Annotated in this window: 14 protein-coding genes; 7 read left to right on the plus strand and 7 right to left on the minus strand. The window is 40.7% G+C overall.

The genetic code is table 11. From position 1 onward, the window contains the following. Positions 1 to 64: 64 nt before the first annotated feature. The 3 genes from ACFQZS_RS00310 (at position 65) to ACFQZS_RS00320 (ending at position 5,654) form a co-directional block, all read left to right on the plus strand. On the plus strand, positions 65 to 1,231 hold the full coding sequence (locus ACFQZS_RS00310) for a hypothetical protein (RefSeq protein ID WP_377095954.1): 1,167 nt from the start codon (positions 65 to 67) through the stop codon (positions 1,229 to 1,231). Next, complete coding sequence (locus ACFQZS_RS00315) at positions 1,228 to 4,437, plus strand: tetratricopeptide repeat protein (protein ID WP_377095957.1); 3,210 nt, start codon at positions 1,228 to 1,230, stop codon at positions 4,435 to 4,437. The genes ACFQZS_RS00310 and ACFQZS_RS00315 overlap by 4 nt, the downstream gene beginning before the upstream one ends. Before the next feature lie 380 nt (positions 4,438 to 4,817). Then, positions 4,818 to 5,654, plus strand: coding sequence for an RHS repeat domain-containing protein (locus ACFQZS_RS00320; RefSeq protein ID WP_377095960.1), 837 nt, complete (start codon positions 4,818 to 4,820; stop codon positions 5,652 to 5,654). 171 nt (positions 5,655 to 5,825) lie between these two features. Here the strand turns inward: ACFQZS_RS00320 and ACFQZS_RS00325 are convergent, their stop codons facing one another. Then, positions 5,826 to 6,125, minus strand: coding sequence for an FtsB family cell division protein (locus ACFQZS_RS00325; RefSeq protein ID WP_377095963.1), 300 nt, complete (start codon positions 6,123 to 6,125; stop codon positions 5,826 to 5,828). A gap of 204 nt (positions 6,126 to 6,329) precedes the next feature. Continuing rightward, positions 6,330 to 7,274, minus strand: a complete 945-nt coding sequence (locus tag ACFQZS_RS00330; RefSeq protein WP_377095966.1) for a hypothetical protein — start codon at positions 7,272 to 7,274, stop codon at positions 6,330 to 6,332. Positions 7,275 to 7,345: 71 nt separating this feature from the next. On the opposite strand from ACFQZS_RS00330, the gene ACFQZS_RS00335 reads away from it, so the two are divergent. From ACFQZS_RS00335 to ACFQZS_RS00350, 4 genes are all read left to right on the plus strand, one after another. After that, a complete protein-coding gene (locus ACFQZS_RS00335) occupies positions 7,346 to 7,924 on the plus strand; it encodes a thymidine kinase (protein WP_377095969.1) in 579 nt (192 codons plus the stop codon). 96 nt (positions 7,925 to 8,020) lie between these two features. Then, positions 8,021 to 8,392: a response regulator transcription factor gene (locus tag ACFQZS_RS00340; protein WP_377095971.1), complete on the plus strand. Its 372-nt coding sequence runs from the start codon at positions 8,021 to 8,023 to the stop codon at positions 8,390 to 8,392. A gap of 208 nt (positions 8,393 to 8,600) precedes the next feature. Then, a complete protein-coding gene (locus tag ACFQZS_RS00345) occupies positions 8,601 to 9,737 on the plus strand; it encodes an FIST signal transduction protein (protein WP_377095974.1) in 1,137 nt (378 codons plus the stop codon). 31 nt (positions 9,738 to 9,768) lie between these two features. Beyond that, entirely contained in the window at positions 9,769 to 11,298 is a 1,530-nt protein-coding gene (locus ACFQZS_RS00350; RefSeq protein WP_377095977.1) for an ATP-binding protein, read from the plus strand. 162 nt (positions 11,299 to 11,460) lie between these two features. On the opposite strand, the gene ACFQZS_RS00355 is transcribed toward ACFQZS_RS00350, so the two are convergent. The 5 genes from ACFQZS_RS00355 to carA form a co-directional block, all read right to left on the minus strand. Further along, positions 11,461 to 12,504 (minus strand): NAD(P)-dependent alcohol dehydrogenase, encoded by a 1,044-nt coding sequence (locus tag ACFQZS_RS00355; RefSeq protein ID WP_377095980.1) that lies wholly within the window; start codon positions 12,502 to 12,504, stop codon positions 11,461 to 11,463. Positions 12,505 to 12,599: 95 nt separating this feature from the next. Beyond that, positions 12,600 to 13,775, minus strand: coding sequence for a glycosyltransferase family 4 protein (locus tag ACFQZS_RS00360; RefSeq protein WP_377095983.1), 1,176 nt, complete (start codon positions 13,773 to 13,775; stop codon positions 12,600 to 12,602). A gap of 166 nt (positions 13,776 to 13,941) precedes the next feature. Next, a complete protein-coding gene (locus tag ACFQZS_RS00365) occupies positions 13,942 to 14,448 on the minus strand; it encodes a DUF892 family protein (RefSeq protein ID WP_377095986.1) in 507 nt (168 codons plus the stop codon). Between the two features lie 93 nt (positions 14,449 to 14,541). After that, positions 14,542 to 16,098: a CotH kinase family protein gene (locus ACFQZS_RS00370; protein ID WP_377095989.1), complete on the minus strand. Its 1,557-nt coding sequence runs from the start codon at positions 16,096 to 16,098 to the stop codon at positions 14,542 to 14,544. A 62-nt stretch (positions 16,099 to 16,160) separates the two neighbouring features. Continuing rightward, positions 16,161 to 17,261 carry a glutamine-hydrolyzing carbamoyl-phosphate synthase small subunit gene (gene carA, locus ACFQZS_RS00375; protein WP_377095992.1) on the minus strand — a complete coding sequence of 367 codons (1,101 nt, stop codon included), beginning with the start codon at positions 17,259 to 17,261 and terminating at the stop codon, positions 16,161 to 16,163. Positions 17,262 to 17,570: the final 309 nt, after the last annotated feature.

Below are 17,570 nucleotides of genomic sequence, written 5' to 3' on the forward strand. Positions count from 1 at the left end.
AAATATTATATATACACTATTGTATATATGCAAAAATGTATATATTTGTATTAAATTATTTTTCATGAACAACATTACTGGTCCTCCTGTAGAAGGGGATAATTTTTATGGACGAGAACCGGAAATTGATTACGCCTGGGGGAGAATTTCTACTGGTAACAATCTAATTTTACCGTCTCCAAGGCGCGTTGGGAAAACTTCTTTTGCCCTCAAGTTGTTGGATATCGCAAAAAGAGAAGGGTGGGATACTATTTCAATTAACTTAGAAAGAATTACTTCAGAACAAGCCTTTATTGAAAGGTTTGTAGAAGAGTTAAGAAAACTATCTTGGTGGGACCAAGCTTCAACCCAAATAATCAATTTTTTATCACTATTTAAGCAGCTTAAGCCATCATTCAAATATGGAGATGTTGAAATGGAGTTAAGTTGGGAGGAAAACAAAATAGATATTTACAAGCAACTTGCAGATATACTTGATCACCGCAAACCGACGCTTATATTTTTTGACGAATTGACCGTTTTGCTCAACGTAATATTAAATGCAGATGAAAATGGCAAAAGAAACGTATCTGCTTTTTTGCATTGGCTGAGAAGTCTGAGAATTGTTGGACGTTCTCGAATAAAATGGATTTATTGTAGTTCGGTAGGAATAGAAAATTTTACACATCAACATGGTATTAGTGACACAATGAATGACATCAGTGATTACCGTTTAAAATCATTCTCGCATAATGAAAGTATAGGTATGTTGCTTAATCTGGGAAGATCAAATAATTTAGATGTTACTAAAGAAATAGCTAAAGATGTTGTGGGATTATTAGATTACTGCCTCCCTTTCTTTTTACAAATCATGTTTGACAAGTTAAATTATTTGGTCAATATAGAGAATGTACCTATTGATAGAAAAATTTCTCAGTATGCTTATGCTCAAATAATAACGGAAAATCATTTCAATACGTGGATTGAGCGTATCGAAAATCAGTATGGTTATCAAAAGAAATACGTTTTCGCTTTATTAAAATTAACTTGTCAGGATAAAAGTGGCGTTTCTAGGGCTAATCTAATTAATGCAACAACGGCATCTGGACTTGATATAGACGATGCTGAAGAAATTGTGCGTAAGCTAATTTATATGTTAAAAAATGATGGGTATTTGGTTGAGGATAATGGATTATACCGGTTTCGCTCACCATTACTTAGAGATTTTTGGTTCGAAAGATTTGTAAGATGAAAGTATTACACCCACTTAATAAAATAGGCTTTTTTAACCCAGGTAGATTATCTGACCGTGAAATTGAAGATATATTTGTCGCACGCATACCTTTTTTTAATCTGCTGTTAAAAAAAATAGTTTCAGAAACACCTGATTCTATTCCGCAACATTATTTAATAATAGGGCAGCGTGGCATGGGTAAATCGTCATTGCTTAGCAGACTTGCTGCTGAAATACGTAAACCATCTTATCAAAATAATTTCATTCCCTTATCTTTTCCTGAGGAGCAATATAATATTGACCGATTATCGAAATTTTGGTTGAATTGTCTAGACGCACTTGCTGATGCTTTAGATAAAGAAAGAAAGACAAATCAATTAGTAGAATTAGATAACGATATTAGTGTATTGTCAAGAGACCCCCACTTGGATCAAGAGATCGCCTATAAGATGTTTGACGATTGGGCAAGAAAAATTGGCCGGAGGCCTGTTTTGTTAGTCGACAATCTTGATCTGATTTTTTCGAAAATAACGAAGGAAGATCAACACCAACTGCGAGCTATACTTATGAGCAAAGGCGCTCCAATTCTTGTAAGCGCAAGTTCATCTACTGTAGACGCCACTGTAGACTACCAAGCGCCTTTTTATGATGCCTTTCAAATTAGTTATCTAAAAAAGTTGACATTTGAAGAAAGTCTTGACGTGTTATCTAACCTCGCTAGGTTGACAGGTAATGAAAAAATATTAAAGGAGATTTTTCAAAAAAAGGCACGCCTACACGCACTTTATCAACTCACAGGAGGAACTCCAAGGACTCTAGCAATTTTGTTTCCGTTAATACAAAGTGGTTTTAGCGATGAACTGCAAAACGATCTTGATGCCTTATTGGATTTGGTAACCCCACTTTATAAAGCACGCTTTGATGAGTTGTCTCCACAATTGCAAGTGGTTCTCGACGCAGTCGCTCTAAATTGGGACCCTATGACATTAAAGAAACTTCGTGAAGCAACTATGCTTGATAACCCACAATTATCGCCCCAGACTAAAAGGTTGATCGAGATAGGTTGGTTACAAAAAATAGATGCATATAAATCAAAAGGTGGTGCCTTAGAAGTAAGCGAACGTTTTTTTAATATTTGGTATTTAATGCGACGCAGTAGTCGGCGCCAAAAAAGAGAGCTTTATTGTCTAACAAAATTTTTAGAGTCCTTTTATGGAAGTGACCTGAAGGAATTGGCGCTGTCGCGCATGTCTTGTAAAAGCAGGAATGCAGACCATATTGCTTTGGATTTAGCACTTGCTGACGCAATGAACGATACCGATCTGCGTTCTAAATTGAGGAGAAAAGGCTTTAACGAGCTATTTGAAATGTCATTACACGACAAGAATTTATTGAATGAATTCTCAATTCCGGAAGACATAACCTTAGAGCTTTTTAACGAGTTGAATACGTCCTTAAAAAATCAGCAAGCTGATAATGCGCAGGCCGTATTACAAAAATTGTTAAGAATAAATGATCAGAACATTTCTTTATGGATAACATTTGGTCAATTGCAATTTTATATTAAAGGAGACTTAATAGAAAGTGAAAAAGCTTTTAGGAAAGTATTGACTATTGATCCGGATAATGCACTAGCATGGAGTGGAATAGGAGAAATTTTGTACGAGCAAGAAGACTTGGAAAGCGCACAAATTGCATTGAAGAAGGCGATAAGTTATAATAAGGAGTTAACTAACGCGTTGAGTTCTTTAGCAAACATTTATATTGATAAAGAAGAAAACCTGGAGGAGGCCGAAAATCTCCTAAAGCGCGCAATAGAAATTGAACCTGACGAAGGTAATTACTATACAGATCTTGGGCGGTTATACCAGTATTGTCTTAATGCTTTTGACAAAAGCGAGGTTGTATTTAAAAAGGCAATTGAAATTAACGATGATGACTATATTAATTGGTATCATTTGGGTATACTTTACAGATACCGAAAGAATTTTACTTTATCTGAGGACGCTTTTATTAAAGCTCTTAAATTGTCTAAAGATACATGGAGCATATATCTACAATTGGGTTTGCTTTACATGTATGATTTGAAAGTTTATAAAAAGGCAGAAAGCATCATAAAAAAAGGCCTTAAGCTGGTTCCTCAACAGACTGAGTTAATGACTTCGCTTGGTTATTTATATTTATATTTTTTGCCGGATGCTCAAAAAGCGGAAGATCTGTTCAAGAAAGGGATTGCCTTGCATCCTAAGTATGCATATAATTATATCGGAATGGGTGAGCTAAAATCAAAAGATTCTAATGCGACAATAGAAGCAGAAGATTTCTTTCAAAAAGCTGTGCAACTTGACTCTAAATCCGCAAGCGCCTGGAACAATTTTGGTGTATTTTATGTCTTAAGAAATCGGTATCAAGACGCTGAGCAAGCATTTCTAAAAGCTGTGGAGCTAAATAAAAACAATGCAGATGCTTGGAGAAATTTAGGATATTTATATGCCGAAAGTTTGGGTCTATATGATAAAGCAAAACACGCATTGACATCCGCGGTAAAATTGGACCCGGAAGATCTGAAATTATGGATAACGTTGGGTAACATTTATATGAATAATATAGGAGATTATTTACAAGCAGCAGACTGTTTCAATAAAGCGTTGAAAATTTCTCCGAACAATTGTACACTTTTGAATATTGTCGGCAATCTAAATAGTGACTATCTCAAAGATTATCAACTGGCAAGGAAATCGTATCAAAAAGCTATTGAGATCGATTCAGTTGATGAAATAGCAAATTATAATCTTGTCTTTCTGTTGCGAGACAAGATGGATAATTTGGAGGAAGCGAAAGAATTATTCAAAAGACTAAAAGAAGGAAGAGAATTAAGAGATAGTTACCTTTTGAATAAGGCGTTATTTGCATATTATGATAAAAATCAGGGCATAGCAGAGAAATATCTAATTGAAGCATTAGAATTTGTCGATGAAACTATTCCTGCTCAAACAATTGACGATTGGTATAGAGCGGTAGCAGTAATTATTAAATTAAATTACGGTGAGGGTTTATTAAATATCTTTCAAAAAACAGGTTATGACATTACTTTTAAGCCCTTATATGTTGCAATTCAAGCAATCGTTATTTATAATGATGCTAACTTTTTGAATAGTGTAGCAGTTGAGGTCCGCGAACCAGCTGAAAAGATATGGAAGGCAATTCAAAATCATATGAGTTAATTCTAAAGCCCGCTGTCGTATTGAGAGAAATTGACGGCGGGTATATTATGAACTATTTTGCGTAAAGGATTAAAGCGGATACCGGCCTGCGCCTAAGGCCTGCAGGCGTATGAGCGGAAAGCCTGACCCGCAGGGAAACGCCCATCTTGTTTGGACTATATTTTTAAGATAATTACGAGATACGCAACAAAAGGGCCTGCCCGCTATGGTTCGACAGGCTCACCATGACAACCCACCTGCTGTCACAGCACCTTCAAAGTCGCGCTGCCGATTGTAAAACCCGCCACGATGAATTGTTAGCAAAACAAACCTTTTATTTCCCCAGTTCTTTAAGTTCTGTTATATTTGTTTAATTATTAATAAAAAACTTAAACCTCCGTATGAAATTCGGCATACTACTTACCGCCTTTATAATATTTGGCCTTTCGGGCTGTAAAAAGGATGGCAACTCTAACTCATACAAAAAAATAAGATCTATTACCGGCTACATGGTACCTGCTGAAGGGCCATCGTACGGACAAAGGTTTATTGCTGATGAGGAGGTTTTTGACGAGGAGGGGAGATTGATAAGTTCGGTAAAAGGAGCGTTAATATACAACCAGTCCAATTATTTTAATCCCAAAACCTACACTTACCAGGATGGCCGTTTAATTGAAACCAAGGATGCGGGCGAAACGCGGAACGAATATAAATACACCAATAATTTATTAACGCAGGTTGATATTTATTATGGTGATAATTACATGGTAAAATCGTTAGCAGGAAAGGAAGTATACTTTTACGATAGCCAGAACCGCAAAATAAAGGCGACGTTTTTTAGCTACAGGCCGGGCTATGGACGCAACCCGCCTCCGCCAAACCCCAACGGCTACACCTATACCTATGAGTATAATGCCGCCAACTTACTGACTAAAGAAACAGACGAGGGTGGATCGGTTAACGCCTATGAGTACGACGCGCATAAAAACCTTACCAAAATTACTTATAGTAATACTTATACGCCCGGTACCGTTTACGTAAACGAAACCCATACCTATAAATACGATTTTAAAGACCGGGTAATAGAAGATATACAAACTGACTACCTGGGCGCTTCAGTTAAGATAGAAACCGTATTTGATTTTGACGGAAGGATACAAACCAAAAACGTTTTTAAAAGCTTTAGCGGCCAATACTACCTGGCAAGCGCCATAACCTACGAATACAAGTATTATTGATAATAACATTACCGCGCCGGTGCAGGTAAGTAGGGAGGGATAGTGTGCAATTACTACTTGTGCTGCGTAAGCTGCAGGTATCAGATCGCTTCGAAAAGATTTCTCTTTCGCGCCGCCGCTTAAGCTCTCCAGGCTCTATCGAAATGACAAAAATGGTTGGGTTGGTACGGATTACTCGGCTACCTTTTCTTTCACTACCACAAAAACATCCTCATTGTCTTTGCGCATAAGGTATTTTTCGCGGGCAAATTTTTCAAGTTGCTGGGGGTTTGAGGTAAGCTCGTCAAGGTCTTTACTTACTTTGTCGGTCTCGGTTTTGTAGAAATCGCGTTCCTGCTCCAGCTTGCTTACCTGTTGCTGATATTGGTATTGAGACAGCAGATCGTTTTTATCAAAAAATGTCATCCACACAACAAAGGCAACTGTAACCAGGAAGAATTTATTTTTAAAAAGATCTATCAGGCGTTTCATTGTTGGTATGTATATTTCGATATAAAATTATTTAATAAAATTGATTGCTGCAAGCGTTGTTTTACTCACATATTAACATGGCAGATAAATAATACTATCCAATTTGTCATTTAGAGCGGCAGCGAGAAATCTATACAGCTATATTGCGTGGTGCTTAGCATGTGTATAGATCTCTCCTTAGGTCGAGATGACAATAATCTTTAATTACAAGTACCTTCTTTTCAGCACAGCGTAAAACTTGGCTACGGTATCTGCCTTGCTTTCCCAGTTATTTTTGGCGATATAATTTTTGCTTAAAAAGCGTTCAGCATCTGCAAAAGAGCCAAGCCGGTTCAATATCTCAATGGCTTCGCTATAGGCCAGGTTATAGCCGTTAAATAGGTCTTTTATATAAAGCAGCTTATCATTTAAACTGATGGCCTGCTTAAGGTCGGTTACCGGCTGTCCGGCAGGCTGGTCTGTAACGCCGCCCTTGTTTAACTGTGCAGACATGCGCTGATTAATGGTCAGCACTTCGTCTTTATCTTTAGGCTGCTCTGCGGGTGGCGCGGCAGGCTCCGGCGTTGGTTTTACCGGCTCGGGCAATGCTGCAACCGGCTCAACTACTTCTGGTTCTGCATCGGCAGGTAAAATTTCTTCCTCCTCGATAGTTATTTCCTCTATCGGTTCCTCTTCAATTGCCGTTTCTTCCTCGTCCCAATCGGGTATTTCTTCAACATCAAGTTCGTGGCGTATAATTTCAGGTTCTTCATCAGCAATTAGTTCTGCCGATGGTTCGATCTCAAAATTTACTACAGGCAGTTCCTCTGCCTTGTTATTTGCCGCGCTTTGTTTTTTTGAAGGCTGGCGCACTACGGGTTCAAAATATTTTTCTTCGGATATTGGTTCTTCCTTTTTAGGCTCTTCCTTTTTAAGTTCCTCTTTCTTCGGCTCTTCTTTGGCAGGGGGCAGCGCTGGTTTAGTGTTAATTATTTGCAGGTTGAGTTTATTGAGTATTTCGGCATGGTCTGTCAAAAAATGAGCATTGGCAACAAAAAGTTCCAGCTCAAGGCTGTTCATGTCATCCGGATTAACCTCAAGGTATTTGTACTGGTCGTTAAGCTCTTTTAAAATTACTCCTATTTTATTGAATACGTCCTTTTGCCTCATAGCGTGTATTGTGGAAAATCTATCAAAATTAAGCATTAAATTCTGATATTAGGCCCACACAAACCATTGGAATGCAGCTTAGCGACGAGATTTTTAGCAGGAAGAACGAATCAGGAGGGGGGATTGAGGTGATATGCGGCTCTATGTTTTCTGGGAAAACGGAAGAGCTAATCCGCCGCATAAACCGTGCGCGCTACGCCCGCCTGAGCGTAAAGGTTTTTAAACCCCTGCTTGATGTCAGGTACGATGAGAACGACGTAGTATCTCATAATGCCGTAGCTGCGGCCTCAACCCCTGTTGATAAGGCCGAGAAAATATTATTATTGGTGGGCCATGCCCAGGTGGTTGGTATTGACGAGGCGCAGTTTTTTGATGCCGGCCTGCCCGAGGTTTGCACCTCATTGGCCAACAAAGGTGTAAGGGTTATAGCAGCCGGCCTTGATATGGATTTTAAGGGCCGCCCCTTTGGCCCCATGCCTGCGCTGATGGCCATTGCCGAGACTGTAACTAAAGTACACGCCGTATGTGTTAAATGCGGTAATCCCGCGCTGTACTCCTACAGGCTGGTGCCGGGCCGCGAAAGGGTGTTGCTGGGCGAAAAGGAAAGCTACGAGCCGCGTTGCCGTTTTTGCTATAATAACAAAGGCTAAATTTTAGCATAATCAAAAACAATTTTCTGCTGTAAAGGGTTATTCAATTAATACCGTTGATACCCCGAAACAAACGTGTATTAGGCTTAAACTACTATGGCGAAGAAAATTTTAGTTATTGAGGATGATAGAGACATCAGAGAAGCTATCCAGTATGCGTTGGAGGAAGGCGGTTATGATGTTACAACTTCTGAAGATTCCAGGATACTTAAATCGTTTAGCAAGATAGCGCCCGATATGGTGCTGCTGGATAACTGGCTTACCGAATGGAAAAGCGATGTTAACGGTCAGCAGATAAGCCGGGAGTTAAAAAGCAATGCCGATACCAGCCACATCCCGGTAATTATTATATCAGCGGTAAGCAACATAAAGGAGATTGCCGAGGCTGGCCTTGCCGACGGCTACCTGCACAAGCCTTTTGACCTTGAAGTGCTTTTGGCACTGGTTAAAAAGCATGTGGGCGAGTAAGCCATTGCTGGTCGCCAATTAATTATTTTTCTTTTCTTGAAAATAACTTAATAAAGTAAATAACTTTAAACCAGTTGTTTACATAAATAGGTGCTATAAATGCTATTTTTTTAATGTTTAAACGCAGTTTTTTTATTTTATCAAATAAAATTATTTGTAGATTTATAAAATAACACTCTGTTATTAAACTATATTAAAGCCTTACGCAATGAAGACAAGACAACACCATTTTGTTGGCAATAGCTGGAAGGATTTTCCTTCAGATCTGGATGCCGGAAAGAGCCAGTTGGTTTTAGTGTTTGGATCATCTGATACGATAAAAAAGCCTGAGATCTATGGTCATTTAAAATCGGCCTATCCAAATGCTGATATTGTGTTTTCTTCAACAGCCGGCGAGATATTAGACAATGCCGTTTATGATGATAGCGCGGTAGTTACTGCTATTCAGTTTGAAAAAACCACTATAAGTTCTGTTAAAACAAACATTAAGCACCATGCTAACAGCTTTGATACGGGTGTGTTTTTAATGGACAAGCTCTCTGGTGCTGATCTGAGCTGCGTGTTCATTATATCTGATGGTACTTTTATAAACGGCAGCGAACTGGTTGCGGGTTTAAATAAAGACAACAAACACCAGGTGCCAATTACCGGCGGTTTGGCCGGCGATGCCGCCAGGTTTGAAAAAACCTATACAGGCATTAACCAGGTGCCTTCGCAGGGTAACGTAATTGCTATAGGCTTTTACGGTAAAAATATTAAGGTGGGGCATGGGTCTGTTGGCGGCTGGGACGAGTTTGGCCCTGAGCGTACCATCACCAAATCAAGTCAGAATATTTTATTTGAGATTGATGGCGATAACGCGCTTGACCTGTATAAAAAATACCTGGGCGATTATGTGAAAGAATTGCCGGGCTCTGCCTTGTTGTTCCCTTTATCATTGCGGATGAACGGCGATGATAAAAATGTGGTAAGAACGATTTTAAGCATAGATGAGGAGCAAAAATCTATGACTTTTGCCGGTAACCTGCCTGAAGGGAGCAAGGTAAGACTGATGAAGGCTAATTTTGATAAGATAATTGAGGCATCATCCAAAGCGGCAAACAACGCGTTTGCTGACATAGAGAACAGCAAGCCCGAGCTGGCTATTTTGGTAAGTTGCGTGGGACGTAAACTCATATTACAGGAGAGAACGGATGAAGAGCTGGATGCTGCCAAAGAAATTTTGGGACAAAACGCAACCATTACCGGGTTTTATAGCTATGGCGAGATCTCGCCGTTTAATGAGAGCGTGCAATGCGAACTGCATAATCAAACTATGACAGTTACTACCTTTACCGAAGTTTAACCTGATCTGAATTTTACAGCGCCGCACCGGGATGGAATACCATAATATATTAAGCAAACAGATAAAAAAATTCATACCTGATCATGATCTGAATGATGAGGCTTTGCAGAAATTTCTGGAAAGTGTAAGTAACTCGTATAACTCCTTTGAGAAATCAAAAAAGCTGTCTGAGCATGCATTCACGGTTAGCGAGCGCGAGTACCAGGAGGTTAATAGCTTTTTGCTTAAAGAGAATGAGATAAAGCATAAATCCATATCCGAAATTAAAAAGGCCATAAGCGCGCTTACGCCTGATGCTGTTGCCGATGTGCACCAATCAGACGATGACCTGATAACCATTATCAAGTTTTTGCAGTTGCAGATAGAAAAGGCAAAGGAGCTGGAAGCGCAACTGATAGAGTCAAAGGACGTCGCCGAAAAAGCTGCCATGACCAAAGCGCAGTTTCTGTCTACCATGAGCCATGAGATACGCACGCCCATGAACGCGGTGATAGGCTTTACGCATTTGTTGCAGCAACTGAATCCTCGCGAAGATCAGATGGAGTATATAAAAATGCTCAAATTTTCGGCAGAGAACCTTTTGGTGCTGATAAACGATATTCTGGATTTTAGTAAGATAGAGGCAGGACGGATAGAATTTGAAGAGGCGGATTTTAATTTGAAAGAGCTCATCAGCAATATCAGATTGGCCCTGCTGCAAAAGGCATCTGAAAAAGATATCCAGATAAAACTGTTCATAGACGAAGATCTGCCCACTGCTATTAAGGGTGACCCGGTAAGGTTGGGGCAGATACTCACCAATCTGATAAGTAACGCGGTTAAATTTACTAAAGCGGGTAAGGTGACAATTACAGCCTCGCTTACCAGTAAAACAGATAGTATTACTACTATTGATTTTGAGGTTACCGATACCGGCATTGGAATTGAGCCTGAAAAAATTGACCATATATTTGAGAGCTTTACACAAGCCAGCTCGGCAACTACCCGCAAATTTGGCGGAACAGGCTTGGGCCTTACCATAACCAGGCGTTTGCTGGAGTTAATGGGGAGCCAGATCAAGGTGAGGAGCGAATTTGGACGCGGGTCTACTTTTTACTTTAGCCTGGATATGAAGAACAGCGAAAAGAACTTTGCTGATCATAAAAACAATGAGTATAACGTTGAGACCAAAAGCCTTAAAGGTGTTAAGCTGCTGATAGCCGAAGATAACCAGATAAACGTTATACTGGCTAAACAGTACATGAGATTGTGGGACATTGAGTGCGACGTTGCCGAGAATGGCGAGATAGCACTTATGCTGGTGCAGAACAGCGACTATGACATGGTATTAATGGACCTGCAGATGCCCGAAATGGACGGCTATCAAACAACAACCGCCATAAGGAACCTGCCCGATGAAAAATATAAAAAGCTGCCTATAGTTGCACTTACAGCTTCTGCAATGCTTGACATTAAAGACCAGGCATTTATTGTAGGCATGAACGATTATATAAGCAAGCCCTTTAACCCGGACGAGTTATATCGAAAGATAGCGCAATACACAAGAGGAGCAGAGGTATAGGTGGGGGTTCGTGGTGAGCCATTCCAGAATTGTCATCTCGAACGATAGTGAGAGATCTATACATATTTTATTCCGCCATGCTAGCGCGTGTATAGATCTCTCCTTAGGTCGAGATGACATGAGCTAAATATCGGGTTTATGAATTCCAACTACAGCCATCCTTTACAACGTACTCATATCAATAACAAAGCGATATTTAACATCAGCTGCTAATGTACGCTCGTATGCTTCGTTAATTTGGTCCATGCTTATCACTTCAACGTCTGATGTAATATTGTGTTTGGCACAGTAATCCAGCATTTCCTGGGTCTCTTTTAAACCACCTACTAATGACCCTACCAGGCTTCTGCGTTCCATAAGCAAAGGGAAGGCAGACACAGGGATAGGTTTTGCGGGGGCACCCAACAAAATCATTACGCCATCAGACTTGAGCAGGTTAAGGTATTCATTATAATCATGATCGGCAGATACCGTATCAATTATAAAATTGAATGTTCTGCCCACCGTAGCCATTTGGTCCTTATCGGTGGTTAAAACAAAATGTTTGGCCCCAAGTTCGGCAGCATCCTGCCTTTTGCTTTCAGAGCGGCTTAGCATAGTAACTTCGGCACCAAATGAAGCCGCCAGTTTAACGGCCATGTGGCCCAATCCGCCTAGACCTACTACGGCCACTTTATCGCCCGCTTTAACGCCCCAGTGTTTCATGGGCGAGTAGGTTGTAATACCTGCGCATAATAAGGGTGCTACGTTGGCTAATGGTAGTTTATCAGAAATATTTAGTACAAAGTGTTCCCGCACAACTATGTGGCTGCTATAGCCGCCCTTGGTAATGGTTTTCTTATCCTGACTGGGGGCGTTGTAGGTTTGTGTGTTGCCGTTTTCGCAATACTGTTCCAGGTCGCCCTCGCAGTTGGAGCAATGCATGCACGAATCTACAAAACAACCAACGCCAACAGTTTGCCCAACTTTAAAACGCGTTACATCAGCGCCTGTACGGGTTACTGTGCCTACAATTTCGTGGCCGGGTACAGCCGGGTATACGGTACCGCCCCATTCGTTGCGTGCCGTATGAATGTCTGAGTGGCAAACGCCACAATACAATATTTTTATTTCCACATCATCGGGGCCGGGTTCGCGGCGTTCAAACGAGTAGGGAGCAAGTGCTTGATCTGCGGCTTGCGCCGCGTAGGCTTTAACAAGTGTCATAAACAGATGGTTAGTTTTTTTACAAAAGTGCCAAACAGCCATCACAATATTTATCGCTATTACTATAATTATTTAGTTAGCGTTAGTGTGATTAATTAAAGCTGTTGATATTGAGGGGTTATCACATCAGACATCTGATGCAAGTCGTTAAAGTAAATTTCAGCCAGGTGCTCCCATTTAAAATTTGAACTAAAATTGAGGCTCTCTTCTGCAAATTGTCGCCTTAGCGCTACGCTTTGCAATAGCATTTTTATTTTCTCTATGTAGTCTGAAGCATCGTGCGGGATGCACTTAAAGCCATTCTCTCCGTGTGTTATAAAATCGCGCGCGCCGCCACCATCGGCCACAATGCAAGGCAGGCCTGAGGCCATGGCTTCCAGCACTACATTGCCGTATGTTTCTGATACGGACGGAAACAAAAATAGATCAGCAGAGGCATAAAGAACCGATAATGTCTCGTGGTCAACCTTGCCGGTAAAAACAGCATCGGGCATGCTTTGTACGCACGCGCTTTTGGCAATACCATCGCCAACTATTAAAAAGTTAACCTTTAATGCAATATGCCGGGCGTGGTTATAAATGGCAATAAGGGTTTCCAGGTTTTTTTCCCAAACCAGCCGGCTTGCAAATATAATAGTGGGGTAGGTGTTTCCCGTAACTCCGTAAAGCAAAGCCGTATCGCGTTTCGCAGGCGAAAATAAACGGGTGTCTATCCCCCGTTTCCATATCGTCATCCGGTGCGCCTCAACACCCAACGCTATAAGTTCGGTTTTTATAGTTTCGGCCGGCACATATATTTTATCGCAGTTATTATAAAACGCCCGTTGTCCGCCGGCGGTTAAGGATTTTGCCGCCTTGATAAGGAACGGCGCATGTTTTAAATAATAATCAATGTAGGCTATAAAGTGCGTGTGATAAATGGAAATAACGGGTATTGCGCGTTGGGCAGCGTACTTAGCCGCAAAACTGCCCAGCAGTGATGGGGTAGCAATATGTATTACATCAGGATTAAATGCTTCCAGCTTGTATTTCAGTTTGTAATAATACAGGCCGGGCAAGGCCATGGAGTAGCCTGAGTTGATAGGTAAATTTACTGTAGGTATTTTAAAGCATTCAAAGCCATATAATTCATCGGGACCTACACCGCAAATAAATAAAAACTCAAAGCGGCGCGGGTCTATCCGCTTTATCAACTGAAACATGGTGCGTGTTGCACCGTCCAGGTCCTTTTCTAATATTTCGGCAAAAAATGCGACTCTTATCCTTTTCATTAGCCGTTGTTAAGGAACATTTAATTGAGGGCAATTTACCGCCTCTATTTGTAGATGAGGTTAGCAAAGCATGAAAAAAAGGGCACTTATATTATGTTTCTGTTAATATGGCGACTGCATTCGTTAGGTCAGAAATAATATAAACGTGTTTGGTAAGACGCTGTTTTTAATTGTTAAGGCCTGTTAATGCCAGGAATTTTTTGCCTATCTGCAGCAACAAGCCACGGTCGTCTTTGGCTTCGTCAAAATTTTCTTTTAATAGCTGATCTACAGCTTCGTTATTTAATTTTGAACCAGTAAGCCGCAACATTTGAAAGGATGTAGCTTCAATACTTTCGATATTTTGAAGGTAAAATATCAGTGAAAGATCGCAAAGTGGTTTATCAACTTTATGTGTGTCTATACCCTCAAACATCTCCTGTAACAAGGCGGTCATGCCAACGCAACCTTCATCATTGCGTTCAAGCTTCAGCAAGGCATATATCTCGTTCATTCTGTCTATCTGGTTGCGTACATCGTCGCGCAACTCTAAAATAGCCAGTTTAAGGTCGTTAAAGTGGGCTTGGTTGGCAAGGGCGGGCAAGCTATCAACCAAGTGTTGTTTGCCACAGTAAATGCGGTCTAAATGGTCGGCGAAAAATTTAAGCAGGGCGGTTTGGGAAGTGTTACTCATGGGCAAAATTTACACCATAACAGCAGGCCCACGTTTTTTGTTTATAATTAGTATAGGTATATAAGTAAAAATGCCCCTGGTTGGGGCATTTTATTAATAACTGTTGATATTAGCATCCATCCACGCAACCCGCTGCGTCATAAACGCCTTATAGTATTGCACTTCCTTATCATATGTACCCAGCCACACCACATTTGGCCATACGTATTGATCAAGAGTGGGCCATTTTTTAAAGTTTTGCGCTGCAGATAATTGAAGATATTTTGAATAATAATCTATATCTGAAAATATCTGCGAGGTTGCTTTGGGGCGTTCTTCTGCCCATTTGGCCCGCCATTTAAAGTTCCAGGCCGGATCTTGCGCTAAGCGTATCATCCACAGGCCATTCCGGGTATACCAGTCTATAAAGTACTGACTCGGAGAATAATTGCAATTACCGCCGCTCAGGTCAAAATCCCAAACCGGGCCCATGCTTAATTTACCGTTTACATTCTTGTAATAAAATACACTGCTAAAATCCCACGAATCCTGATTTTTTACCGTTTCGTTCACCATGTACCAGCGCATAAACGATTCGGCATCTATATACTTCGCGTAGCCAATATTGGGATCTTTCCAGTCGGCAGAATATAGCGCTGCCTCGGTTTTGTTCATGTAATCCTTTATATAAGCTAACTGAGGGGCGGTGATTTCCTCAGGCTCTTTAATGGTCATTGGCAGGTTTTTTAAAGTGGTTCTAAACCAGTTGGTTTCATCCAGTTTGCTGTCTATTTCAACCAGGTAACCACCTGTTATATCCGTTGATGCCGCTTTAAGTTCAGTTATATTAACCCTGTTTTCTTGTACTTCTACCTGGCTGGTTAGTAAATAATTTCCTAAAAACTCGCCATTCATTACCACCTCTACAAAGCGGCTTTGTGGTGCAAAATCTGATTTTATACGCCGGGCATATTCAAATGCAATTTTTGTACGCATTAACGTTTTGTCGTCATAATTAGCTAACAAAACCCAGTTTTTGGCGGCAGGCATACCCAAAAAGGCAGCTTTGGCATCAAACTTTAAACGGTAGGGTTTTTTAGGAAACAGCACCCAGGTTGAATTACCGCGGCCTTTTATTTGTAATGATATATGATTAATGGGTTGCTCCACATCAACATTAGGGTCAATATCGATCTTGCCTTTAACATAGGTGTCTTTTGAAACTACAGGGCCTGTGGTAGTTAAATAGAGTACAGGTAAACCTGTAAAAACCCTTAGTTTAACGGTATAATTTTTAACCGCGCCGGTGGCTGATGTAAGCGAATAAATTACCGGCCTTGAAAAATCGGTAACTGTTGTGCCGCTGGTTTGTAAAGTATCATTAACCTTTACAACAGTGCCCGTTTTTTTTGTGTCAAAAGTAACTACCCATTTGTTATTCTGGGTCATTTCCGGAACAATAGCTATTATGGAGTCGCCGGTAACGGTGCAATTTAAATCAGCTGCAATTTTGCCGCTGTTGTTTTTTGCCTCAATTTTAAACGAAGCGAAACCTGCGCTATCAACAGCTGTAGGGGTAGGAGTAGGTGTTACTTTATCTTCAGGACCGTTTTTTGAACATGACCATACACACATGGCTATTAGCAACAGTAACAATAATTGTTTTCTCATTCTCATCTAAATAATAGCCACAAAGATAATTATTTTACTCTCAGGTAATTGCAAAAAACAAATTACTTCATTAGGTTAATAAAATCATCAAACAGGTAGCGGCTGTCATGCGGTCCCGGAGATGACTCAGGGTGATATTGTACCGAGAATGCTTTTTTACCTTTAACGCGTATCCCTTCTATTGACTGGTCGTTCAGGTTAACATGGGTTATCTCCACTTTATCAGATGCACGTACAGCATCAGGCACCACGCCAAAGCCGTGGTTTTGCGATGTTACTTCGCAATGGTTAATTATGATGTTTTTAACCGGGTGGTTCAAACCACGATGACCGTTAAACATTTTTTTAGTTGGAATGCCGTTAGCCAGTGCCAGCAACTGGTGACCCAAACAAATACCGAACAGGGGTTTGTCAGCATCTAATATCTCTTTTACGGTATCTACCGCGTAAGGCATAGCAGCCGGGTCGCCGGGACCGTTTGATATAAAGTAACCGTTAGGTGCAAAGTCTTTTTCCATTTCGCCGAAAGTGGTTTTCGCGGGATAAACTTTGGCATACACCTCGCGACTGTCAAAGTTGCGGAGGATATTCTTTTTTACACCCAGGTCAAGCACAGCAACACGGTAAGGTGCTTTTTCATTGCCTATGGTGTAAGTTTGGGTTGTGCTTACTTTAGATGAAAGTTCCAACCCATCCATTGATGGTACCTCGGCCAGTTTAACCTTAAGTTCCTCGATATCCAGTATCTCTGATGAGATGATGGCATTCATAGCTCCCTTATCGCGGATATGGCGCACCAGTTGACGGGTATCAATATCAGAAATACCTACAATGTTTTGCTCCTGAAAATAATCCTGTATAGACTCGTCGGCCTGTTTGCGGCTGTAGGCTATGTTGTAATTTTTACAAACCAAACCGGCTATCTGGATATTGCCGGATTCAACTTCCTCATTGGCTATGCCATAGTTACCAATATGCGCGTTGGTAGTTACCATTATCTGCCCAAAGTAGGATGGGTCTGTAAAAACCTCCTGGTAGCCGGTCATGCCGGTATTAAAACATATTTCGCCGGCGGTTGTACCAATTTTGCCTGCGGCTTTTCCATAAAAAACAGTACCGTCAGCCAATAATAATATGGCCGGTAATTTGGTGAAATAAGTCATTTATTAAGTAAATTGAATGGTTAAAAACGCGGCTTATCCGGTGCGGTGCGCCGTGAAAATAGGATGGGAAAACGGTGTTGTTAAGTCCCTTGTTCACGCCGCAAAAGTAGTGATTTATTTCGGATTTCGGAGGTTGGATTTCGGATTTTTTCAACACTACTAATTACAGCGCTTATGCTACATTTTGCGCTCCAGGTCTGATATAAGTTTAATTAGCGTTTCGCGGCTTTTTGCCGCTTTCATCCAATCAGGTAATTTTTCAACCATCGGCAAGCCTGCAAAAAGGAAATAAATCCGAAATCGAACATT

It is taken from the genome of Mucilaginibacter calamicampi, assembly GCF_042676765.1.
GTDB lineage: Bacteria > Bacteroidota > Bacteroidia > Sphingobacteriales > Sphingobacteriaceae > Mucilaginibacter > Mucilaginibacter calamicampi.

Coding starts and splice junctions, on each gene's coding strand:
- ACFQZS_RS00310 (WP_377095954.1), top strand. CDS start 65: ATGAACAACATTACTGGTCCTCCTGTAGAAGGGGATAATTTTTATGGA.
- ACFQZS_RS00315 (WP_377095957.1), top strand. CDS start 1,228: ATGAAAGTATTACACCCACTTAATAAAATAGGCTTTTTTAACCCAGGT.
- ACFQZS_RS00320 (WP_377095960.1), top strand. CDS start 4,818: ATGAAATTCGGCATACTACTTACCGCCTTTATAATATTTGGCCTTTCG.
- ACFQZS_RS00325 (WP_377095963.1), bottom strand. CDS start 6,125: ATGAAACGCCTGATAGATCTTTTTAAAAATAAATTCTTCCTGGTTACA.
- ACFQZS_RS00330 (WP_377095966.1), bottom strand. CDS start 7,274: ATGAGGCAAAAGGACGTATTCAATAAAATAGGAGTAATTTTAAAAGAG.
- ACFQZS_RS00335 (WP_377095969.1), top strand. CDS start 7,346: ATGCAGCTTAGCGACGAGATTTTTAGCAGGAAGAACGAATCAGGAGGG.
- ACFQZS_RS00340 (WP_377095971.1), top strand. CDS start 8,021: ATGGCGAAGAAAATTTTAGTTATTGAGGATGATAGAGACATCAGAGAA.
- ACFQZS_RS00345 (WP_377095974.1), top strand. CDS start 8,601: ATGAAGACAAGACAACACCATTTTGTTGGCAATAGCTGGAAGGATTTT.
- ACFQZS_RS00350 (WP_377095977.1), top strand. CDS start 9,769: ATGGAATACCATAATATATTAAGCAAACAGATAAAAAAATTCATACCT.
- ACFQZS_RS00355 (WP_377095980.1), bottom strand. CDS start 12,504: ATGACACTTGTTAAAGCCTACGCGGCGCAAGCCGCAGATCAAGCACTT.
- ACFQZS_RS00360 (WP_377095983.1), bottom strand. CDS start 13,775: ATGAAAAGGATAAGAGTCGCATTTTTTGCCGAAATATTAGAAAAGGAC.
- ACFQZS_RS00365 (WP_377095986.1), bottom strand. CDS start 14,448: ATGAGTAACACTTCCCAAACCGCCCTGCTTAAATTTTTCGCCGACCAT.
- ACFQZS_RS00370 (WP_377095989.1), bottom strand. CDS start 16,098: ATGAGAAAACAATTATTGTTACTGTTGCTAATAGCCATGTGTGTATGG.
- carA (WP_377095992.1), bottom strand. CDS start 17,261: ATGACTTATTTCACCAAATTACCGGCCATATTATTATTGGCTGACGGT.